At 73.5% G+C, this 21,220-nt stretch carries 22 protein-coding genes and 1 tRNA gene; 21 read left to right on the forward strand and 2 right to left on the reverse strand.

Going from position 1 to position 21,220, the window contains the following annotated elements; all coding sequences use genetic code 11:
- Positions 1-38: 38 nt before the first annotated feature.
- From ACIBTV_RS18735 to ACIBTV_RS18745, 3 genes are all read left to right on the forward strand, one after another.
- A complete protein-coding gene (locus ACIBTV_RS18735) occupies positions 39-806 on the forward strand; it encodes a hypothetical protein (RefSeq protein WP_396706423.1) in 768 nt (255 codons plus the stop codon).
- A gap of 1 nt (position 807) precedes the next feature.
- Positions 808-1,803, forward strand: a complete 996-nt coding sequence (locus ACIBTV_RS18740; RefSeq protein WP_396706424.1) for a nucleoside triphosphate pyrophosphohydrolase — start codon at positions 808-810, stop codon at positions 1,801-1,803.
- A gap of 121 nt (positions 1,804-1,924) precedes the next feature.
- On the forward strand, positions 1,925-3,544 hold the full coding sequence (locus tag ACIBTV_RS18745; RefSeq protein ID WP_396706425.1) for a DUF885 domain-containing protein: 1,620 nt from the start codon (positions 1,925-1,927) through the stop codon (positions 3,542-3,544).
- A gap of 62 nt (positions 3,545-3,606) precedes the next feature.
- On the opposite strand, the gene ACIBTV_RS18750 is transcribed toward ACIBTV_RS18745, so the two are convergent.
- Positions 3,607-4,299 (reverse strand): hypothetical protein, encoded by a 693-nt coding sequence (locus ACIBTV_RS18750; RefSeq protein WP_396706426.1) that lies wholly within the window; start codon positions 4,297-4,299, stop codon positions 3,607-3,609.
- A gap of 231 nt (positions 4,300-4,530) precedes the next feature.
- Here ACIBTV_RS18750 and eno point away from each other — a divergent pair, with 231 nt between their 5' ends.
- From eno to ACIBTV_RS18830, 16 genes are all read left to right on the forward strand, one after another.
- A complete protein-coding gene (gene eno, locus ACIBTV_RS18755) occupies positions 4,531-5,814 on the forward strand; it encodes a phosphopyruvate hydratase (RefSeq protein WP_396706427.1) in 1,284 nt (427 codons plus the stop codon).
- A gap of 32 nt (positions 5,815-5,846) precedes the next feature.
- Positions 5,847-6,485 carry a septum formation initiator family protein gene (locus ACIBTV_RS18760; RefSeq protein WP_396706517.1) on the forward strand — a complete coding sequence of 213 codons (639 nt, stop codon included), beginning with the start codon at positions 5,847-5,849 and terminating at the stop codon, positions 6,483-6,485.
- Between the two features lie 35 nt (positions 6,486-6,520).
- Positions 6,521-7,078 (forward strand): DUF501 domain-containing protein, encoded by a 558-nt coding sequence (locus ACIBTV_RS18765; RefSeq protein WP_396706429.1) that lies wholly within the window; start codon positions 6,521-6,523, stop codon positions 7,076-7,078.
- A gap of 8 nt (positions 7,079-7,086) precedes the next feature.
- Positions 7,087-7,596, forward strand: a complete 510-nt coding sequence (locus tag ACIBTV_RS18770; protein WP_396706431.1) for an amino-acid N-acetyltransferase — start codon at positions 7,087-7,089, stop codon at positions 7,594-7,596.
- A 94-nt stretch (positions 7,597-7,690) separates the two neighbouring features.
- Positions 7,691-8,620: an exopolyphosphatase gene (locus ACIBTV_RS18775; protein WP_396706519.1), complete on the forward strand. Its 930-nt coding sequence runs from the start codon at positions 7,691-7,693 to the stop codon at positions 8,618-8,620.
- A 74-nt stretch (positions 8,621-8,694) separates the two neighbouring features.
- Entirely contained in the window at positions 8,695-9,024 is a 330-nt protein-coding gene (locus tag ACIBTV_RS18780; protein WP_396706433.1) for a PadR family transcriptional regulator, read from the forward strand.
- Entirely contained in the window at positions 9,021-10,067 is a 1,047-nt protein-coding gene (locus tag ACIBTV_RS18785) for a hypothetical protein (protein ID WP_396706434.1), read from the forward strand. Before ACIBTV_RS18780 ends, ACIBTV_RS18785 begins: the two co-directional genes overlap by 4 nt.
- 184 nt (positions 10,068-10,251) lie before the next feature.
- Positions 10,252-10,749, forward strand: coding sequence for a hypothetical protein (locus tag ACIBTV_RS18790; protein WP_396706436.1), 498 nt, complete (start codon positions 10,252-10,254; stop codon positions 10,747-10,749).
- Positions 10,750-10,964: 215 nt separating this feature from the next.
- A complete protein-coding gene (locus ACIBTV_RS18795; RefSeq protein ID WP_091592256.1) occupies positions 10,965-11,651 on the forward strand; it encodes a dienelactone hydrolase family protein in 687 nt (228 codons plus the stop codon).
- 19 nt (positions 11,652-11,670) lie between these two features.
- Complete coding sequence (locus tag ACIBTV_RS18800) at positions 11,671-12,384, forward strand: uracil-DNA glycosylase (protein ID WP_396706438.1); 714 nt, start codon at positions 11,671-11,673, stop codon at positions 12,382-12,384.
- Positions 12,385-12,403: 19 nt separating this feature from the next.
- Positions 12,404-13,192 (forward strand): DUF4129 domain-containing protein, encoded by a 789-nt coding sequence (locus ACIBTV_RS18805; protein ID WP_396706440.1) that lies wholly within the window; start codon positions 12,404-12,406, stop codon positions 13,190-13,192.
- A complete protein-coding gene (locus tag ACIBTV_RS18810) occupies positions 13,189-13,785 on the forward strand; it encodes a hypothetical protein (RefSeq protein WP_396706442.1) in 597 nt (198 codons plus the stop codon). The genes ACIBTV_RS18805 and ACIBTV_RS18810 overlap by 4 nt, the downstream gene beginning before the upstream one ends.
- Positions 13,785-14,789 carry an AAA family ATPase gene (locus tag ACIBTV_RS18815; protein WP_396706444.1) on the forward strand — a complete coding sequence of 335 codons (1,005 nt, stop codon included), beginning with the start codon at positions 13,785-13,787 and terminating at the stop codon, positions 14,787-14,789. Before ACIBTV_RS18810 ends, ACIBTV_RS18815 begins: the two co-directional genes overlap by 1 nt.
- Positions 14,789-16,165 (forward strand): DUF58 domain-containing protein, encoded by a 1,377-nt coding sequence (locus ACIBTV_RS18820; protein ID WP_396706446.1) that lies wholly within the window; start codon positions 14,789-14,791, stop codon positions 16,163-16,165. Before ACIBTV_RS18815 ends, ACIBTV_RS18820 begins: the two co-directional genes overlap by 1 nt.
- Positions 16,165-16,725, forward strand: coding sequence for a hypothetical protein (locus ACIBTV_RS18825; protein ID WP_396706522.1), 561 nt, complete (start codon positions 16,165-16,167; stop codon positions 16,723-16,725). The genes ACIBTV_RS18820 and ACIBTV_RS18825 overlap by 1 nt, the downstream gene beginning before the upstream one ends.
- A gap of 102 nt (positions 16,726-16,827) precedes the next feature.
- The gene (locus tag ACIBTV_RS18830; RefSeq protein ID WP_396706448.1) at positions 16,828-18,159 is read left to right on the forward strand and encodes an NAD(P)/FAD-dependent oxidoreductase; all 1,332 of its coding nucleotides are present in this window, start codon (positions 16,828-16,830) and stop codon (positions 18,157-18,159) included.
- Positions 18,160-18,234: 75 nt separating this feature from the next.
- Here ACIBTV_RS18830 and ACIBTV_RS18835 read toward each other — a convergent pair whose 3' ends face one another.
- Positions 18,235-20,100 carry a hypothetical protein gene (locus ACIBTV_RS18835; RefSeq protein ID WP_396706449.1) on the reverse strand — a complete coding sequence of 622 codons (1,866 nt, stop codon included), beginning with the start codon at positions 20,098-20,100 and terminating at the stop codon, positions 18,235-18,237.
- 103 nt (positions 20,101-20,203) lie between these two features.
- Between ACIBTV_RS18835 and ACIBTV_RS18840 the strand changes: the two genes are divergently transcribed.
- Both ACIBTV_RS18840 and ACIBTV_RS18845 read left to right on the forward strand, forming a co-directional pair.
- Positions 20,204-20,284 (forward strand) — tRNA-Leu (locus tag ACIBTV_RS18840).
- A 111-nt stretch (positions 20,285-20,395) separates the two neighbouring features.
- Positions 20,396-21,211: a Bax inhibitor-1/YccA family protein gene (locus ACIBTV_RS18845; protein WP_396706451.1), complete on the forward strand. Its 816-nt coding sequence runs from the start codon at positions 20,396-20,398 to the stop codon at positions 21,209-21,211.
- Positions 21,212-21,220 lie beyond the last annotated feature (9 nt).

Consider the following 21,220-nt stretch of genomic DNA (forward strand, 5'->3'; position numbering starts at 1 on the left):
GTCACAACATCGGGTGCTGGCGTGAGAGAGTGACCGTCATGCGTGCTCGCCGTCTTGTCGCCGTCGCCAGCGTGGCGGTCGGTCTCGTCGCCCTTGCCGGTTGCCGTACCGAACCGGGAGTCGCCGCCTATGTCGGTGACCACCGGATCACGGAGGAGCAGGTGACCTCGATCGTCGAGGAGCTGCGGCCCGAGGTCACCGCGAGCCCGTCGGCGGACGAGGAGCAGGCGGCGGATCCGGCGCAGCCCGGGGCGCCGCAGGTGAGTCGGAGCGAGGTGGTGACCACCCTGGTGCTGCTCGACGTGTGCCGGCAGCTCTCCGCCGACAACGGCTACCAGCCGCGCGGGCAGGTGAGCCCCGAGCAGGTGGCCCAGCAGACGGCGCTCCCGGCGGAGGCCGTCTACGTGAAGCGCTTCGCCGAGTTGCACACCTGCATGTCCGGTGTGCCGGGGTCGCAGCCCGTCGCGCCCACCAAGGCGGAGCTAGACAAGATCATCGAGATCGGGCGGGCCGCCGGGGCCATCCCCGCCGAATTCACCGACGAGCAGGCCGCCAGCCGGTTGGACGGCGACCAGCTGCGGGCGGCGCTGGCCAGTCGCAAGACCCTCGTCGAGGCGGCCGACGCCTACGACGTCTCGGTCAACCCCCGCTACCGTCCGCTGGTGTACCCGTTGCTCAGCTTCGAGGCCGGGGTGCCCGCCGTCAGCGTGCCGCTCGGTGAGGAGGGCCCCGCGGTGACCGCGGTGTCCACCCCGGAGCCGGTTGCGTCGAGCGCGGCTCCGGAGGCCCCGGGCACGGAAAGCTGAGATGGCGGGTCGGATCGTCCTGCTGGTCACGTCGCCCCGACTGCCGGCCGGGCTGCTGACCGCCGCCGCCTGGGACGTCGTACGCTCCGCGCCGGTGCTGACCGGCGCGGAGAGCGAGTCGACGGTGGCGATCCGCACGGCCGGCGCCCGGGTCAGCGTGGTGACCGAGGGCGTGACCCAGGCGCTGCTGGACGCGGTGGCCGCGCACGGCACGGCGGTTTGGCTGGCCGGGCCGTCCGGCGACGAACCGGTCGCCCGGGAGTTGGGGCTGCGGTTGGCGCGGGAGCCGGGCCTGGCCGAGTTGGAGCTGATGTACGGCTCGTGGGATCCGCCGGGCGCCCGGCTGCTCGACGCGGTCACGGTGATGGACCGGCTGGCCTCGCCCGGTGGCGATCCGTGGAAGCGGGCGCAGACCCACCAGAGCCTGGCCCGGTTCCTGCTGGAGGAGTGCTACGAGGCCTACGACGCGATCAACGCCGGGGACACCGACGCGCTCCGCGAGGAGTTGGGGGACGTGCTGCTCCAGGTGGTGCTGCACGCCCGGCTCGCCGAGGAGCTGCCGGAGGGCGAGCGGTGGTCGGTTGACGACGTCGCCGGTGACCTGGTCGACAAGATGATCCGCCGCAACCCGCACGTGTTCGCGGGCGCGGAGGCGGGCTCGCTGGAGGAGATCACCGCCAACTGGGAGCGGATCAAGCGCACGGAGAAGCCGCGGGGGTCTGTGCTCGACGGGGTGGCGCTCAGCCAGCCGGCGCTCGCCCTCGCGGCGCAGATCCTGGAACGGGCCGGTCGGATCGGGCTGGCCGTGCCGCCGCCGCTCGCGCAGAACCAGGTGGACCCGGAGGCCCGCCTCGGGGCGAGCCTGCTCGCCACGGTCGCCGCGGCCCGCGAGGCCGACCTGGACCCCGAAGCGGCGCTGCGCCGCACGACCCTGGCCTACGCCGAAGCCGTCCGCGCCGCCGAAAACCCCGACCAACCCTCAACCAACCCCGGTTGACACCACCGACCAACCCCGGCTGATCATGAGGTTATCGCCGTCGACACCGGCGTGTTGTGGCAATAACTTCATGATCAACGCAATGGTGTCGGGGCTGCGGCGGGGCCGGTAGGGTCGGCGGGTGGAATCGTTTGCGCCGTTGGCTGAGCGGATCGTTGACGCGTTGCTCGAGAGCCGGCCCGGGCTGGCCAGCTCCGCCGGGGACCACCGGTACGACGACCGGCTGCCCGACCTCTCACCGGACGGCCGCACCGCCGATCGGGCGATGCTCACCGACGCCGCCAACGCGCTGTCCGAGCTGGACGCCGAGTCGCTGGAGGTCGAGGAGCAGGTCGACCACGCCCTGCTCAGCGCCCTGGTCGACCGGGAGCTGTTCGAGCTGAGCGAGATCCGGGCGTACGAGTGGGATCCGCTGCGCCACAACCCGGGCCCGCTGCTGCACGCGATCGTCGCCCGCCCGTACGCCCCGGCGGACGTGCGGCTCACCCAGCTGGCCGGTCGCCTCGCGGCCGTGCCGGACGCGTTGGCCATCGCCCGGGGGACGCTACGCGACATGCCCCGCGTCCACGCGGAGACCGCGGTGGGCCAGTTCACCGGCGCCGCCGCCCTGATCCGCGATGAGGTGCCGGCGTTGCTCGCCCAGGAGCCCACCCTGCACGACCGGGTGGAGCCGGCCGCCACCGCGGCCGTCGCCGCGATCGAGGAGTTCGTCGCCTGGCTGCGCGCCGGCCTCGCCGCCGACGCGGGCCCGGGCCGCGACCCGCGACTGGGCCGGCGGCTGTGGGAGGCGCGACTCTGGCACACCCTCGACACCGAGCTGGGCGCCGCCGAGATCCAACGGCGGGCGTGGGCCAACCTGGAGCGGGTCACCGAGGAGATCCGCGAGGCGGCGGTCGAGCTGGTCGGCGGGCCGGCCGACGACGAGACCGTACGCCGGGCGCTGGGCCTGCTCGCCGCCGAGCACCCGGACGACCACACCATCGTCGACCTGGCCGCGGTGACGTTGGACGAGGCGACCGACTTCGTCCGCGCCCACGACCTGGTCACCCTGGTCGACGACCCGTGCGTCATCCAGGAGATGCCGGAGTTCGCCCGGGGGGTGGCGGTCGCCTACTGCGACGCGCCCGGCCCGCTGGAGACCGCGGACGTGCCGACGTTCTACTGCATCGCGCCGACCCCGGCGGACTGGCCGGCGCACCGGGTCGAGTCGTTCTACCGCGAGTACAACGACCACATGATCCGCAACCTGACCGTCCACGAGGCGATGCCGGGGCACTTCCTCCAGCTCGCCCACGCCCGCCGTCACGTCGGCTCGACCCGGGTACGCGCGCTGGCCCGCTCCGGCCCGTTCATCGAGGGCTGGGCGGTGCACGCCGAGGAGCTGATGGTCGGGCGGGGCTTCGGCGGCCTGCCGGTGCGGCTGCAGCAGCTCAAGATGCAGCTACGGATGACCATCAACGCGCTGCTCGACCAGTTGGTGCACTGCGAGGACCTGCCCGAGGCCGAGGCGATGGCGCTGATGACCGGGCGCGGTTTCCAGGAGGAGGGCGAGGCGGCCGGCAAGTGGCGTCGGGCGCTGCTGACCTCGACGCAGCTGTCGACGTACTTCGTGGGCTACACCGAGCTCGCCGAGATCGCGGCGGCCCGCCCGGACGACGTGTCGCTGCGGGACTGGCACGACGCGATGCTGGCCCACGACTGCCCGCCGCCGCGCCACCTGCGCACCCTGCTCGGCGTCTGACCCGCCGGGCGGCTCCGAACGGCGCGGACCACCGGACGGGCCGGAGAGGCCGCCGGCGGTGGTCAGGAGGTGGTCGTCCGCCGGTCGACCACGCCGGCGCCCTGCGGCAGGTCGAACGCCGTGCCGTCGACGGTCTCCGAGTAGCGGCTGAGGGTCAGCTCCATCGGTGTGCCGTCGACCCGGCCGGTGAAGCTGCCGAGCACCCCGTCGGTGGTCACGCAGGCCGAGAAGTCGCCGGTCGAGCGGCTGACGTCGACGCAGGTGGCGTGGTGGCCCGCGACGGTGGTGTCACTCTGTTCGACGACCGCCGCCGGGTCGAGCGCGGCGCTGGTCAGCATCCCCACCACGAGCGGCGGGGTGAGCAGCCCACGGCGCTTCGCCTCGGCGAAGACGGCCACCGAGGGCTTGCTGCCGGGCACCGGGGGAGCGGCGAGGGTGCACGTCGTCCGGGCGCCGCTCGCCTCACACTGCGTAGTCGCGTCCTCGGCCACGGTGAGTTGCCCACCGGGGTAGCGGTACGCCGAGCGGGCCGGGTCCTGCGCCTGCGCGATCGAGGCGGTCTGCCCACCGGGCAACTGGTAGTCGGCCGAGTAGGTCAGCTCCAGCGCGCGGTCGAGGCGAGCGGCGAGGTCGTTGACCAGCTCGGCCCGCCCGATCGTCCGTCCGGCGTCGTCGAGGGCCTGACAGCCGGTGACCGTGAGCGACGCGATGACCGACACGGCGAGCATGCGGAGAGTGGTCGAAGCGGCGGGCATGCCGCCCAGCCTGATAGATCGGGTCCACGCGATGCAAACTCGTTGCCGGTTGAGGCCGGAGAATCCGGGAATGTCCCTCCACGGCGGGCGGTCGGGCAGGTTTCGGACCACGCTCCGTGGCACCGCACGGCCCGCGCTCCAGCGCCGACCGATACGCTGCGTTCAACACCTTCCTCAGCCGCACCGTCGCGGCCCGCACGGACCGGAACACACATACGAGGAGCGACATCAGTGGCAACCATCGAGGGAATCGTCGCCCGGGAGATTCTCGACTCGCGGGGTAACCCGACCGTCGAGGTCGAGGTCGGCCTGGACGACGGCACGGTGGCCCGCGCCGCAGTGCCCTCCGGCGCGTCCACCGGCGCCTTCGAGGCGCTGGAGCTGCGCGACGGTGACGCCGACCGCTACCAGGGCAAGGGCGTCGAGAAGGCGGTTTCCAACGTCGAGGACCGCATCGTCGACCAGATCATCGGCTACGAGGCCAGCGAGCAGCGCCTCATCGACCAGAAGATGCTCGACATCGACGGCACGGACACCAAGGCCGAGCTGGGGGCGAACGCCATCCTGGGGGTCTCCCTCGCGGTGGCGAAGGCGGCGGCCGGCAGCGCCGAGCTGAGCCTCTTCCGCTACCTGGGCGGCCCGAACGCCCACCTGCTGCCGGTGCCGATGATGAACATCCTCAACGGCGGCGCGCACGCGGACTCCAACGTCGACATCCAGGAGTTCATGATCGCGCCGATCGGCGCGCCCACCTTCCGCGAGGCGCTGCGCTCCGGCGCGGAGGTCTACCACGCGCTGAAGTCGGTGCTGAAGAAGAAGGGCCTCTCCACCGGCCTCGGTGACGAGGGCGGCTTCGCGCCGAACCTGCCGACCAACGCCGCCGCGCTGGACCTGATCGCCGAGGCGGTCGAGAAGGCCGGCTACCGGCTCGGCACCGACATCGTCTTCGCGCTCGACGTGGCGGCGACGGAGTTCTTCGACAACGGCACCTACACGTTCGAGGGCACCGCGAAGTCCGCCGAGGAGATGAGCAACTACTACACCAAGCTGGCGGACGAGTACCCGATCGTGTCGATCGAGGACCCGCTGGCGGAGGACGACTGGACCGGCTGGCAGACGCTGACCGCGTCGATCGGCGACCGGGTCCAGATCGTCGGCGACGACCTCTTCGTCACCAACCCGCAGCGGATCGCCCGTGGCATCGCCGAGAAGGCCGCGAACGCGGTGCTGGTGAAGGTCAACCAGATCGGCTCGCTCACCGAGACCCTCGACGCGGTGGACCTGGCCCACCGGGCGGGCTTCAAGTGCATGATGAGCCACCGCTCCGGCGAGACCGAGGACACCACGATCGCCGACCTCGCCGTGGCCACCGGCTGCGGCCAGATCAAGACCGGCGCTCCGGCCCGTTCGGACCGGGTCGCCAAGTATAACCAGCTGCTCCGCATCGAGGAGGAGCTGGGCGACGCGGCGCGGTACGCCGGCGTGGGTGCCTTCCCGCGCTACCGTTCGGCCTGATACCCGCGAGGCCTCGGGGGAGGGGTGTGACGATGCAGCAGCGCCGCACACCGGGTGGTCAGCGTCCCGCCCGCCGGCCCGGCCAGTCCGGCCGGCCGGGCGGGGCCCGCGGCGCCCGGGCATCGCTCCGGGAGGCCGGCGTCCGCGCCGAGCCGCGCGGTGCCGCCGGTCGCGCGCCGGGGGCCAGCCGGGGCGCCGAGGGCGTACGCTCCGCGAACCGCCCGGCCGCGGCCCGGCGCAGCGGCGCGGGCGGCACGGTCAGGCGGCTGTCCGCACCCCACCCCCGACGCCTCACCGGGCGGGCCACCGTGCTCTTCGCGGTGCTCATCGCGCTCGCCCTGGCGTACACCTATCCGGTCCGCGTCTACCTGGACCAGCAGGCGGACATCGAGCGGATGGAGGCCGCGCAGGCGGCGCAGGAGAAGCTGATCGCCGGCCTGTCCGAAGAGGCCGCCAAGTGGCAGGACAAGGCGTTCATCGAGGCGCAGGCGCGGCAACGGTTCTACATGGGGCGACCGGGCGAGAAGCTGGTGATCGTGCTCGACGATCCGGCGGGCGCCGCCCGGGACGCGGGTCACGGCACCTCCGCCGGCCCGGTCACGCCCGACCCCTGGTACGACACCCTGTGGTCCAGCGTCCGGGCCGCGAACGACGAGCAGCCGACCGGTTGAGCACCGACCGCGCACCGAAACGAGAGATGGGCACCGTGACTGTCGTACCACCGCAGGAGCCGGCGGCGGATTCCGTGACCCCGCCGAAGCGGGAACCGGCCACCGAGGCCGACCTGGCCGCGGTGGCCGCGCAGCTCGGGCGCCCGCCCCGCGGCACCCGGGCGGTGGCCCACCGGTGCCCGTGCGGCCTGCCCGACGTGGTCGAGACGACGCCGCGGCTGGCCGACGGCACCCCGTTCCCGACGCTCTACTACCTCACCTGTCCTCGGGCGACCGGGGCGTGCAGCCGGCTGGAGTCGGCCGGGCTGATGAAGGAGATGGCCGAGCGGCTCGCCGCCGACCCGGAGCTGGCCGCCCACTACCGGGCGGCGCACGAGGACTACCTCGCGCGGCGTGAGGCGATCGGCGAGGTGCCGGAGATCGCCGGCATCTCGGCCGGTGGCATGCCGGGCCGGGTGAAGTGTCTGCACGTGCACCTGGGTCACGCGCTCGCCGCCGGGCCCGGGATCAACCCGTTCGGCGACGAGACGCTGGCGCTGGTCGAGCCGTGGTGGACGGCCGGGCCGTGCGTGGACGTGCCGGCGACCGAGTGAGCGCGCCGGTGACCGACGAGATCGTGGTTCGCCGCGCCCGCACCCGGGACGTGCGGGGGATCCGCCGGCTGGTGGACACCTACACCGACGACCGGCGGCTGCTCAGCAAGGCGACCGTCACGCTCTATGAGGACGTGCAGGAGTTCCGGGTCGCGGCGCGCGCCGACGACGACGCCGTGGTCGGCTGCGGCGCGCTGCACGTGATGTGGGAGGACCTCGCCGAGATCCGTACGGTGGCGGTCGACCCGGCCTTCCGGGGTCGGAAGATCGGGCACCGGATCGTCGGCGAGCTGATCGACGCGGCCCGCGAGATCGGCGTGGCCCGCATCTTCGTGCTCACCTTCGAGACCGACTTCTTCGGCGCGTTCGGCTTCACCGAGATCGACGGCGCGCCCGTGCCGCAGCCGGTCTACGAGCAGCTGCTGCGCTCGTACGACGAGGGCGTCGCGGAGTTCCTGGACCTGGAGCGGGTGAAGCCGAACACGCTCGGCAACACCCGGATGCTGCTGCGCCTCTGAGCGTCCCCGTCGGGGGCCGGCTGTCGTGGGGCGCGTGCCGGTTGCGGCGGGCCGGCGCGCCGCCTGCCGTAGGGTTGGCCTCGTGACGACGCGCGTGGCCGCCATCGACTGCGGAACCAACTCGATCCGGCTGCTGGTCGCCGACCTGCCCGACCCGGGGGCGGGGCCGGAGGTGCCGCTGACCGACGTGACCCGCCGGATGGAGATCGTCCGCCTCGGGCAGGGCGTGGACCGGACCGGCCGGCTGGCGCCCGAGGCGATCGAGCGCACCCGGGTGGCGTTGGCGAGCTACGCGGCCGAGATCGAGAAGCTCGGCGCGGAGCGGGTCCGGATGTGCGCCACGTCGGCCAGCCGGGACGCCAGCAACGCGGAGGATTTCCGCGCGATGGTGGAGCAGACCCTGGGGGTCGCACCCGAGGTGGTCACCGGGGACGAGGAGGCGCGGCTCTCCTTCACCGGCGCCGTACGCGGGCTGCCCGCCGACGCGGAGCCGCCGTTCCTGGTGGTGGACATCGGCGGTGGCTCGACCGAGTTCGTGGTCGGCACCCGGGAGGGCGGGGTGTCGGCGGCGGTGTCGATGGACATCGGCTGCGTCCGGATGACCGAGCGGCACCTGCACGGCGACCCGCCGGGGCTGGACGAGATCGCCGCCGCGCAGGCCGACATCGCGCTCGCGGTCGACCGCGCGCTCGACGTGGTGCCCGGGCGGCAGGCCGCGACGCTGGTCGGGCTGGCCGGGTCCGTCACCACCGTGGTCGCCATCGCACAGGGCCTGCGGGCGTACGACCCGGAGCGCATCCATCACGCGCGGGTCTCGTACGAGCAGGTCGCCGAGGTGACGGCCGACCTGCTCGGCAGCACCCGGGAGCAGCGGTTGGCGAATCCGGTGATGCACCCGGGTCGGGCGGACGTGATCGGCGCGGGCGCCCTGGTGCTCCGAGTGATCATGGAGCGGGCCGGGATGCCGTCGGTGGTCGCCTCCGAGCACGACATCCTCGACGGCATCGCGTGGAGCCTGCTCTAGCGGTTCGCGCTGTCCGGCGTGGCGGGGCGGCGCCTTCTTGACGGTATTACGCATTGCACACTACCGTGCGATGCGTGGATACGACCCAGCTCCTCAAGGGCGTGCTCGACCTGGCCGTGCTCGCCGTGCTCCGCGACGAGGACGGCTACGGCTACGACATCCTGCGGCGACTGCGGGAGGCCGGCCTGGACGAGGTCGGCGACGCGTCGGTCTACGGGACGCTCCGGCGCCTCTTCGCCGCCGGCCTCCTGACCACGTACGTGGTGCCGAGCGAGTCGGGCCCGCACCGCAAGTACTACGCGCTCAACGCCGCCGGTCGGGACCAGCTGACCCGCTCCGGCAAGCTCTGGCGCTCGTTCGCCACCACCATGGACACGCTGCTCGACGATCGGGGGATGGCATGACCGTCACGGAGCAGGAGATCTCCGACTACGTCGGACGGGTCCGGGCGGCACTGGCCGACCTCCCGTCGACGGTGCGTGACGAGCTGACCGAGGACCTGCCGGACCACCTCGCCGAGGTGGTCGCGGAGGACGGCGGCTCGCTGGTCGACCGGCTCGGCCAGCCCGAGGCGTACGCCGCCGAGTTACGGAGCGCGGCCGGCGCGCCCACCGTCGGCGGACGCAACCTGGACCGGCGACTGGCCGCCGCCACCCTGCGGGTCCGCCGCGGGCTGCGCAGCCTGGACGCCCGGCTCGGCCCACCACTGGGCTACGCGACGGCGAGCGAGTTCCTGCGGTTGCTGCGCCCCGCCTGGTGGGTGCTGCGCGGCTACCTGGCGGCGATGCTGGTCACCACGGTCAGCACCGGCGGCGGCTTCGGGCTGTTGCCCCGCTTCGGCGGCGAACTCCTCGCCGGGCTGCTCATGCTCGTCGGTCTCGTGCTCGCGTCGGTCTGGCTCGGCCGCCGGTCCGAGCGGCTGCGTGGCTGGCCGCGCTGGGCCCTGCACGCCAGCAGCCTCGTGCTCGTCGTCTTCGCGTTGGCCGCCCTCGGCCAGGCCGAGGACCGCGCCGGATACGACGACTACGGCTACTCCCCGATCTCCGTGGACAACCCGTACGACCAGGTCCGGGACGTGTTCATCTACGACAGCGAGGGCCGGTTGGTGGAGAACGCGCGGCTGTTCGACCAGAACGGCGACCCGATCCGGCTCGGCTACCCGGACTGCGTCGACATGGCCGACCTCGACACCAACCCGCTGCTGCGGCCCTACCCGTACTGCCCCGACCAGGCGCCCTTCGCGCCCCGCGGGCCCAGGGCGGCCCAGCCGCCGACGCTGCCGCCGCTGCCCACGGAGAGCCCGTCCGCGAGCGGCGCCCCGGAGCCCACCGGCACCGCTGGTCCAGATGCGACGGTGAGCCCCGGTGTGACGGTGAGCCCGGGTGCGACGGCGGGCCCGGGCGGCACCCCGGATCCCACCACCGCGACGCCCGCCGCCACCCGCTGAGACCGCTCGACCACTCCCGGCCGTCGCCCACCGTGACGGCCGGGAGTTTCTCGTCACACCCGTTGCTGAGAAGAAGCTGAACAAGCTGGGAAATAGCTGAACGGATGAGGTTCGCGGGGCGGCGGGCCGAGGGTGATCATCGCTACGGTGTCGTCTGCTCATCTATCCCTCGGAAGGAACCCCCGTGTCAGAGCAGGTCGCTCCGCCCCCCTCGGCCAGCCCCGAGCAGTCCCAGCCGGCCGCGCAGCCCCAGCCCGCCGGCCAGCCGGTCGAGCAGCCCCCGGCGGCCCCGCAGGCGCAGAAGTCCGGCGGCGGCAAGAAGGCGCTCGGCATCGTCGGCGCGATCCTCGTGGCCCTCGTCATCGCGGGGCTGAAGTTCGGCGTCGCCAGCTACTTCAACAAGGACGCCACCGCCGAGGCCAAGGCCGGCGACTGCATCGCCGAGCTGCCCGAGGTCACCGGCACCGAGGAGGAGGAGGCCAACAACGCCAAGGTCGTCGACTGCACCTCCACCGACGCCGCGTACAACGTGGTCGGCCGGGTGGACGGGCAGACCGAGGCGCAGGCGAAGGCCGGCACCGCGTGCGAGCAGTACATCAAGGAGGGTGAGGACGGCTACCTCTTCTACAGCATCGAGCCCGGCAAGACCGGTTACCTGCTCTGCCTGACGAAGAAGGCCTGACCCGGGCGCCGGCCGACCCGGCCGGTCCGACATCACCACCGCCCGACGGCGGCGCGGAGATCCTTCCGCGCCGCCGTCGGCGTACGTGCCGTCACCATTCGGCAAACGGGAGGTGAATGCCACTGCTCCGGCGTCTTCCCGGCGCGGTCGCGGCGTGGCAGGCTACCGGCACTGGGCGACCAGCCAACGATGACTGACCGCTAGGAGGACGGCCGATGGGCGAGATGGTGAGGTTCGCCGGCAACGGCGGTACGAGCGAGGGTTATCTCGCGATACCCTCCGGCGGTGCGGCCAGCCCGGCGATCATCGTCATCCAGGACTGGTGGGGTCTCGTGCCCCACGTGCGGGCGGTGGTGGACCGGTTCGCCGAGGCGGGTTTCGTGGCACTCGCCCCGGACTTCCGGCACGGCGGCCCGGCGAGCAAGCCGAGTGAGCCGCGGCAGATCTTGAACAGCACCCAGATGGACGAGGCGGCCAGCGACATCGCCGCGGCCGCCGACTATCTCGCCGGCCGGGCCGAGGTCACCGACAAGGTCGGCTGCGCCGGCTTCTGCGCCGGTGCCAGCCTGGCACTGTGGGCGGCCACCCGGTCCGAGCGGATCGTCGCCACCGCCGCCTTCTACCCGCGCCTGCCGTGGGACGGCATGACCGGCGAGTGGAGCGACTACGCGGGCAAGTCCGCCCTCATCCATTGCTCCGAGGCCGACGGCCTCTCGGCGGACGAGGGTGTGCAGACCGTCCGTCGCGCCATCGAGACCGCCGGCGGCACCTGCCAGACGCACGACTATCCGGGCACCGCGCACGCCTTCTTCAACGAGGACCGGCCGGAGAACTACGACCAGCGGGCCGCCGCCACCGCCTGGGCCCGCACCCTCGAACTGTTCCGGGCCAAGCTTGGCTGAGTCGCGTACGCCCCGGGACGTGGTCGACCGCGCGGCGCGGTCGACCGACCTGGCCGACCTCGACGCGGCGGTGAGCGACTGCTTCGCCTGCCCGCGCCTGGTCGACTGGCGGGAAGAGGTCGCCCGGACCCGCCGGGCGGCCTTCCGCGACCAGCGGTACTGGGGCCGTCCCGTGCCCGGTTTCGGTCCACCGGACGCGCGCATCGCCATCCTCGGCCTGGCCCCGGCCGCGCACGGCGGCAACCGCACCGGCCGGATCTTCACCGGTGACCGCTCGGGTGACGTGCTCTTCGCCGCGCTGCACCGGGCCGGCCTCGCCAACCAGCCGACCAGCGTCGCCGCCGACGACGGCCTCGCCCTGCGCGACACGCGCATCTTCGCGGCGGTGCGCTGCGCCCCGCCGGACAACAAGCCGACACCGGGGGAGCGGGACACGTGCGCACCGTGGCTGCACCGCGAGGTGTCGCTGATCCGGCCCACGCTGCGGGTCGTGGTCGCGCTGGGCGCCTTCGCATGGGCGGCGTGGTGGCCGACGCTTCGCCAGGTGTACGGCGTGCGCCCGCCCAGTCCGCGACCCACCTTCACCCATGGGGCACACTGGTCCGGCACGGCCGGACCGGATCTGCTCGGCTGCTACCACGTCAGCCAGCAGAACACCTTCACGGGACGGCTGACACCAGGAATGCTGGACGACGTGTTCGCCCGGGCCAGACAGCTGGCCGGGGTGGACTGACCCGCGTGGGGTGGTGGCGATGACGGACGGCACGCGTCGGCCCACGCCGTACCCCCCGGCGGCGCAGGGCGGCGTCCGATCCGGTCTCGGGCTGGTCCGTCGTTGGTGGCCGGTGGGCGTGGTGGCCCTGCTGCTGGCCGCCGCCGCACTGGCCGCCGGGCACTCGTCGATCGGGGCCGCCCGGATCCCGCCCGGTGTGGACAACGTGCCCCTGGTGCCCGAATATCCGACGATGGAGCCGGAGCCGTCGATCCCGGTCGAGCCCCGCGACCCCACCCCGCTGCACGTGCCGCAGTGGATCCTCACCGCCGCGCTCGTCCTGCTCGGGCTGGCCGTCCTCGGCGTTCTCGGCTATCTGACCTGGGTGCTGATCCGGGGCGGGATGCGCCGGGCCACCCGGTCGCTGCCGCGTCAGCGGCCCCGCCACCGGGCCGGTGGCGCCACCGACGAGGTGGTGGCCGCCGTCGACGCCGGCCTGGTCGACCTCGACGACCGGTCCACCGACCCGCGCGTCGCCGTCATCGCCTGCTGGGTCCGCCTGGAGGAGGCCGCCGCCGCGGCCGGTGTGCCGCGGCTGGCCGGCGATACCCCCACCGACCTGGTCACCCGGCTGCTGCGGGGCGACGAGGCGGCCGGCGTGCCGGCGATCGTCAGCGCCGACGTGCTGGCCGAGTTCGCCCAGGTCTACCGGGAGGCCCGCTACGCCACCCGGCCGGTCGACGAACGCACCCGCGACCAGGCGCGCGCCGCGCTGCGCCGACTTCGCGGTGAGCTGACCGCCGCCACCGTGGGCGGGGCGCCGTCATGAGCGGCAGCGCGAGTATCGACGACCTTCTCACGTTCGAGGAGGACCGGACCCGCCGGGACGAGCGGGAGCGGGGCAGCCGGACCGGGCAGGCGGTGCGCGCCCTCGCCGGGGTCGCGGCCGTCGTGGTCGTGCTGGTGGTCGGCCTGCGCGCGGTGGGCCTGCGCGTCTCGCTGCTCATCCTGATCGCGGGCGTGGCCGCGGTGTTCGCCGTCCGTCGGGTGGTCGCCGCCCTCGCGCCGCCGCCACCTCCGCCGCCGTCGGCGGCGTCGCGGGCCCGTGCCGCCGAAGCCGGGGACGGCACCTGGAACTGGAACGCGCGGGACGCGCTGCGCAGCGCGATCAACGGCTGGGAGGTGCCGCTGGACTGGTCGGCGACCCGGCCCGAGCGGTTCACCGGCACCATCCTGCCCCGCCTCGGCGAACTCGCCGACGAGCGGCTGCGCCTGAAGCACGGCGTCACCCGCGACTCGGATCCCGTCCGGGCCCGTGCCCTGCTGGGGGAGCGGCTCTGGACCTTCCTGGAGACCCCGCCCCGACGCACCCCGTCGCCGCGCGACCTCGCGGTGATCGTCGCCGAACTGGAGAAGATCTGATGAAGGACGTGGACCGGAGCATGCCCGCCGCCGAGGTGGGTCACCTCGCCCAGGCGGTGCTGGACGCGGTCGGCACGGTCGTGGTCGGCAAGCGGGACGCCCTGGAGCTCGTCCTCGCCGGGATCCTGGCCGGCGGCCACGTCCTGTTGGAGGACCTGCCCGGGTTGGGCAAGACGCTCACCGCGCGTTCCTTCGCCCAGGCGCTCGGGTTGGACTTCCGTCGCCTCCAGTTCACCCCGGACCTGCTGCCCGCCGACGTCACCGGCTCGTTCCTGTACGACCAGCGCAGCGGCGACTTCTCGTTCCGGGCCGGCCCGGTCTTCACCAACCTCCTCCTCGCCGACGAGATCAACCGCACGCCGCCGAAGACGCAGTCGGCGCTGCTGGAGGCGATGCAGGAGAAGCAGGTCTCGGTGGAGGGCGTCACCTACCGGCTGGACGAGCCGTTCCACGTGCTGGCCACCGCCAACCCCGTCGAGTACGAGGGCACCTACCCGCTGCCCGAGGCGCAGCTCGACCGGTTCCTGCTGCGGGTCTCCTTCGGCTACCCGGAGCACGAGGAGGAGTGGGAGGTGCTGCGCCGCCGGATGGCCCGCCGCCGTGAGGAGGCCCAGATCACGCCGGTGGTGGACGCCGCGACCCTGCGCTCGATGCAGGCGGCCCTGGAGGACGTGGTGGTCGAGGACTCCATCGGCCGCTACATCGTGTCGCTCGCCGCGGCCACCCGGGAACACCCGTCGGTGCTGGTGGGCGCGTCACCGCGTGGCTCGCTCGCGCTGCTGCTGCTGTCCCGGGTGCGGGCCGTCCTCGCCGGCCGCGACTACGTGGTGCCCGAGGACGTCAAGGAGGTGGCGGTGCCGGCGCTGGCGCACCGGATCACGCTGCGGCCGGAGATGTGGCTGCGCCGGGTCGATCCGTCCTTCGTGGTCGGTGAGGTGCTGGAGGGCACCCCGGCGCCGGCCAGCGGCGCCCTGCCCAGCTACGCGGGCGGGCTCCAGCGCTGATGACCGGGCCGACCGTGCCGCAGCAGGAACCGGAGGGCGCCGGCTGGGTGCCCACCCGGGCGCTCGGCCGTGCCGTCCTGATCACCGGACTGCTGCTGGTGGCCGCGGTGGTCCTCGGGCGTGTCGACCTGATCGTGCTGGCGGCCCCGTTCGCGCTCGGCACCGCGTACGCGCTACGCCGCCGCCCTGTGGCGGCGCCGCAGGTGTGGGTGGGCGCCGACGACGGCCACCTGGTCGAGGGCGGGGAGCTGACCGGCGCTGTGACGGTCGGCAACCCCGACGACGTCGACTACGACGTGGCGGTGCTGCGCACCCGGGTCTCGCCGTGGCTGCGGGTCGACGGGATCGCCTTCGCCGGCACGCCGGCGGCCGGTGGCCGGTCGGGCGCGGACCGGCCGTTCGTCACGTCGGTGCCCGCCGCGTCGGCGGTCGACCTGGAGCTGACCGGCACCGCGCTGCGCTGGGGGCGGCACCGGGTCGGTCCGGCGGGCGCCCGGGTCGCGACGGCCGGCGGGTTGCTGGTCTCCCGTGCGGTGATCACCGAGCCGGTCCGGGTGCGGGTGTATCCGAAGACGGAGCCGTTCGACGCGGTGGAGGCGATGCCCCGGGCGGCCGGCCTGGTGGGCGCGCACCACTCGCGGCGTCCGGGTGAGGGCGGCGAGCTGGCCGGCGTACGCGTCTTCGCGCCGGGTGACCGGCTGCGCCGCATCGACTGGCGGGTCTCCCTGCGGGCCCGGCAACTGCACGTGGCGTCGACCCTCTCCGACCGGGACGCCGAGGTGGTGGTGCTGCTCGACGTGCTGGCGGAGGCGGGCCGGTCGGGCGGGGTCGACGGCGCCGCGTCCGTGCTGGACACCACCGTCCGGGCGGCGGCCGCGATCGCCGAGCACTACCTGCACCGGGGTGACCGGGTGTCGCTGCTGGAGTACGGGCCGAGCGCCCGCCGGCTGCGCCCGGCGACCGGCCGGCGCCAGTACCTGACCGTGCTGGAGTGGCTGCTCGACGTCCACGTCGAGGCCAGCTCCCACGAGCCGTACGAGCAGGTCTTCGGCCCGCAGCTGCTCGCCGCGGACGCGCTCGTGGTGGTGCTGACCCCGCTGCTCGACGAACGGTCGGCCCAGATGCTGGCCCGGCTGGCCCGCTCCGGGCGGTTCGTGGTGGCGGTGGACACCCTGCCCGCCGACCTCAGCCCGCCGAAGGACCGGGGCTGGGCCGAGGTGGCGTACCGGCTGTGGCGGCTGGACCGGGACACGATGATCGCCCAGCTCCGCGAACACGGCGTGCCGGTGGTGCGCTGGGCCGGCGCGGGGAGCCTGGACCAGGTGCTGCGTGACGTGGCCCGGCTGGCCACCGCGCCGAGGGTGGGTGCGCGATGATCGACGCGGTCACCGAGCGGGTGCGGGCGGTGCGTACGGCGGCGGGCCGGATCGGTCCGATCCCGCTGCTGATCCGGGTCGGGGTGTTCCTCACCGCGTTGGCCGGTTTCGTGCTGGCCTTCCCCGCCGAGGTGCTCTACGGGCAGCGGCTCGGTGCCCTGGTGCTGGTGGCGGTGCTGCCCGCGTTCGGGCCGCGCCGGGTCTGGCCGACCTTCACGGCGCTGGTCACCGTGGGCGGCTGGCTGATCTCCGTCGACGGGTACGGACGGCCGATCACCCTGTGGCGGCTGCTCGCCGTGGCCGGCGTGCTCTACCTGACCCACACGCTCTGCGCGCTGGCCGCCCTGCTGCCGTACGACGCGGTGGTCGAGCCGGAGCTCGTCACGCGGTGGCTGGTGCGGGCCGCCGGGGTGCTCCTCGCCACCTTCGTGCTCGGTGTGCTGCTCATGGAGCTCCCCGACCTGGGCGGAGGCGCCGGCTACCAGCTGGCGACGGTCGCCGGGCTGCTGGTGGCGGTGGGTGTGGCGGGGCTGCTCGGATGGCTGCAACGGCGACGCTGACCGGCGCTTCACGAACGTTGCGCAGGTCACAGTGGTTGTGCTCGGTCACAGAAGGGGGACGCGGATGGGATTAGCCGAGCACCCCGGGGAAAGATAGATGACGTGAATCCGAAGCGGATCCTTGTGGTGGGCGGGGGACATGTCGGCCTGTACGCCGCCCTGCGCCTGTCGAAGAAGCTCAGCTCCCGTGAGGCTGAGGTCATCGTGGTGGACCCACAGCCGCACATGACCTACCAGCCGTTCCTGCCGGAGGCAGCCGCCGGCAACATCTCCCCCCGACACTCCGTGGTGCCGCTGCGGCGCGAGTTGCGGAAGTGCACGGTGGTGGCTGGTGCGGTCACCAAGATCGAGCACGACCGCAAGGTCGCGACGGTCCAGCCGCTCACCGGGCCGGCCCGGGAGATCGCGTACGACCACGTGGTCGTCGCCCCCGGCTCCGTCTCCCGCACCCTGCCGATTCCCGGCCTGCACGAGCACGGCATCGGGTTCAAGACCATCGGCGAGGCGATCTACCTCCGCAACCACGTGCTGGAGCGGCTCGACGTCGCGGCCGTCACGCCCGACCCGGAGGTGCGCCGCCGGGCGCTGACCTTCGTGTTCGTCGGCGGTGGTTACGCCGGCATCGAGGCGCTCGCCGAGATGGAGGACATGGCCCGCGACGCCCTGCGCTACTACCCGGAGCTCAAGCCGGAGGACATGCGCTGGGTGCTGGTCGAGGCCACCCAGCGGGTGCTGCCCGAGGTCGATCGGGACATGGGCGCCTACACGGTGCAGCAGCTGCTGAAGCGGAACATGGACATCCGCCTGGACACCCGGCTGGAGTCCTGCGTCGACGGCGTGGTCAAGCTCTCCGACGGGGACAGCTTCACCGCCGACACGATCGTCTGGACGGCGGGCGTCAAGCCGTCGCCGCTGCTGGACAAGACGGACTTCCCGCGCGACGAGCGGCGTCGGATCACCTGCCTGCCCACCCTGCAGGTGGTCGACGGTGACCGGGTCGTCGAGGGCGCGTGGAGCGCGGGCGACTGCGCCGCCGTCCCGGACCTGACCGGCCCGCCCGGGGCGTACTGCTCGCCCAGCGCCCAGCACGCGGTGCGCCAGGCCGCCCGGATGGCGGACAACATCCGCGAGGTCATCCGTGGCCGGGAGCCGGTCGAGTACCGGCATAAGCACGCCGGCAGCGTGGCCAGCCTCGGCCTGCACAAGGGCGTCGCCCAGGTCTACGGGATCAAGATGACCGGTTGGCCGGCGTGGGTCATGCACCGGACGTACCACATGAGCCGGATTCCCTCCTTCAACCGGAAGGTCCGGGTCGTCGTCGACTGGTCCCTGGCCTTCTTCCTCAAGCGTGAGGTGGTCGCCCTCGGGCAGCTGCACGACCCGCGCGAGGAGTTCTCGGAGGCGTCGCAGCCGGTCGGTGCCGGCCAGCGCTGACCGTCCGTCGGCCCCACGACGACAGGCCCCCTCCCGCTCCGGCGGGCGGGGGCCTTCGCGTGTCGGCCGGAGCCGTCAGACCCGCCAGATCCAGGCGTCGGCGATCCGGGTCGACGGGCCGTAGAGCTGCTCCAGGGTGCTGCGCAGGCTCTCCACGTGCGGGGCGTCGTCGGCCAGGGCCACGCAGGAGGCGCCCCAGAAGTCCGCGTCGCTGGCGGCCTGGCGTCGCTGTTCGTCGCCGATCGCGGGCTGGTCGCCCCGCCGCGCCACCTCGGCCAACAGGGCGGAGGTGGGCTGCTTGTAGGTGCCCATGGCGGCGCTGCCACCCCGCCCGTACGGCCCGATGAAGAAGCCCTCCGGCATCCCGAAACCGGCGTCCGCGGCGGCGGCCCAGCGCATCGGCCAGGGCTCCTTCGGGGTGGGCAGCGGAACCGGCACGAGGACGCCGCCCGGCTGGACGCACTGCCGCCAGTGACCGCCGGTGATGAACTCCGGCAGTGGGGGCCGGTCGGCGGTCGGCAGCGGCGTCGGGAAGAGCGGGAGCAGCGCCGCGCCGACCGCGGCCGGCACCAGTCGCCGCGCCCGGCCGGTGCCGCGCAGGGCCCGGTCGACGGCGAGCACCAGCAGCGTCGCGGCCAGCGGCAGCACCGCGAGGGCGAACCGCATCGGCAGCGCCCCGTCCACCACCGGCAGGCCGGCGAGCAGGGCGTACGGGCCGGGCACGCCGGTACGCGTACCGCTGAGCACCACGGACGGGCCGAGGGAGAGCGCGCCCATCACCAGCGCGGCCACCGTGCAGGCGAGCGCGAGCCGGCGGCGCCCGAGCCAGACCGCGCAGCCGGCGGTGACCAGCAGCAGCGGCCAGCCGAGGAAGGTGTTGTACTCGGCCGGGCCGGTGGTGAGCCGCGCCGCCTCGTCGCCGCCGGCCACGGAGAGCGGTGAGATCGTCCACCAGCCGCGCAGGTCTGCCGAGAAGTAGTGCGGGCTGAACATGCCGTCGGCGACGCCCTGCGGGCCGGCGAACTGGAACCACAGTGGGTAGCCGAGCACCAGCAGGGCGAGCCCGGCGGCGATCCCCATCCCGCCGGCGAAGCCGGGAAGCGCACGACGGGCCAGGTCCCGGTCCACCGCCGCGTAGCTGACCGCCATGACCAGCAGGGTGAGCGCGGCGAGGAACAGCACCTCCTCGCCGATGAAGACCTGGGCGGTGATCGCCGCGGCGAGGCCGGCGGCGGAGCTGACGATGCGGCGGCGGTCCGGTCCCAGCACGACGGCCGTACCGTCCGCCGGATCGGTCGGCCCCACCCGCTCGGGGTCGGCGGCCCGCAGCAGCCGCACCACCAGCCAGACGATGACCGGGACCAGCCACTGCGCGGTCATGTGCAGGTGGCTGTTGGTCTGCGAGACCATCCCCGGGCCGAAGCCGCAGAGCGCGGCGCCGAGTCCGGCGGCGAGCCGGCGGACGCCGAGCGTGCGGGTGTAGAGCAGATACCAGGCGATCGCGGTGCCGGCCAGGTTGGCCGCCGCCAGCATGGCGAAGGTGACCGGCGCGCCGAGCAGGAGGGTGACCGGCGCGAAGATGACACCGAGCGCGATGACCGTCGTGTTGGCCATCAGGTTCACGCCGTCCGGTGCGTTGAGCCGGTCGGTCAGCAGCCCGAAGTCGCCCAGCAGGGCCCGCGCGTCGACCGCGAGGAACCATTCGTAGAGGGCCTGGTCCTCCGGGTTGAGGGCCAGCGTCCGGGAACCGGGCGACGGCCACAGCCCGTGGGTGAGCCATCCGGCCAGCAGGGCGAAGAGCAGCGCGACCGCCAGGTCCGCGCGGTGGCGCCCGAGGACGGCCAGCAGTCGCGCCGTCCAGGGCCGGCGGGCGGCGGGGTCGGCGAGGCGAAGAGCCTGCTCAGGGGCGGCGTCGGGGGCCGTGGGGGCTGCGCTGCTCACGGCATCGACCCTAGTGTGGCAGCCGGGACGGGGTGCGCCGGGTGGCGGCGGACCGGTTACCGTGACACTGCACCGCGGCGTGTCGACGCCCCGGTGCCGCCCTGCCCGGGTGGTGGAACGGCAGACACGGCCGCCTTAAAAGCGGCTGCCGCAAGGCGTGCGGGTTCGACCCCCGCCCCGGGCACCGCACATTTCTGCCTCCTCGTCCCCTCGGTGATCTCCATGGATGGGCGTGGCCGTTTACTCTTGTGTGTGCGCGTTCACGTGCACACGACCCCCTGAGGGAGGCCAGAAAGTGAAGACCTCGAACCCGGTGCTCGCCCGGCTCGGCCAGGCGGCCGAGCGGGAGCGCTCCGCCGGGTACGCCCCGACCGGGCCGTACGGCGCGCCCGGCATTCCCCAGCAGTATCCGACCGAGGCCGGCTACCCGGCCGCGCCGCCGACCGTGGCGCCCATGTCCATCGACGACGTGGTGGTCAAGACCGTCACCCTGCTCGGCATCGTCGGCGTCATGGCCGCCGCCGCCTGGGTGCTGGTCCCCGACGCGCTGCTCGGTGCCGCCTGGATCGGTGCCGCGATGGTCACGCTGGTCCTCGGCCTGATCATCTCGTTCTCGCGGATGGCCAACCCGGCGCTCGTCGTCGCCTACGCCGTCGTCGAGGGCGTCTTCGTCGGCGTCGTCAGCAAGTTCTTCGAGTCGTTCTACGACGGCATCGTGCTCCAGGCCGCGGTCGCGAGCTTCGGCATCTTCTTCCTGATGGCCATGCTCTACAAGGTGCGGGCCATCCGGGCGACCCCCGCGTTCGTCAAGGGCGTGACGGCGGCGATCGTCGGCCTGTTCGCGGTGATGCTGATCAACTTCGTGCTGTCCCTGTTCGGGGTCAACACGGGCCTGCGCGACGGCAGCCCGCTGGCCATCGGCTTCAGCCTGGTCTGCATCGTGGTCGCCTCGCTGAGCTTCGTGCTCAGCTTCAAGGAGATCGAGGACGGCGTCCGGATGGGCCTGCCGCAGCGCTACTCCTGGGTCGCCGCCTTCGGCATCCTGGTCAGCCTGGTGTGGCTCTACTTCGAGATCCTGCGCCTGCTGAGCTACTTCCAGGGCGACGACTGACTGTCGCGT

The sequence above is a fragment of the Micromonospora sp. NPDC049366 genome (genome assembly GCF_044466625.1).
GTDB lineage: Bacteria > Actinomycetota > Actinomycetes > Mycobacteriales > Micromonosporaceae > Micromonospora.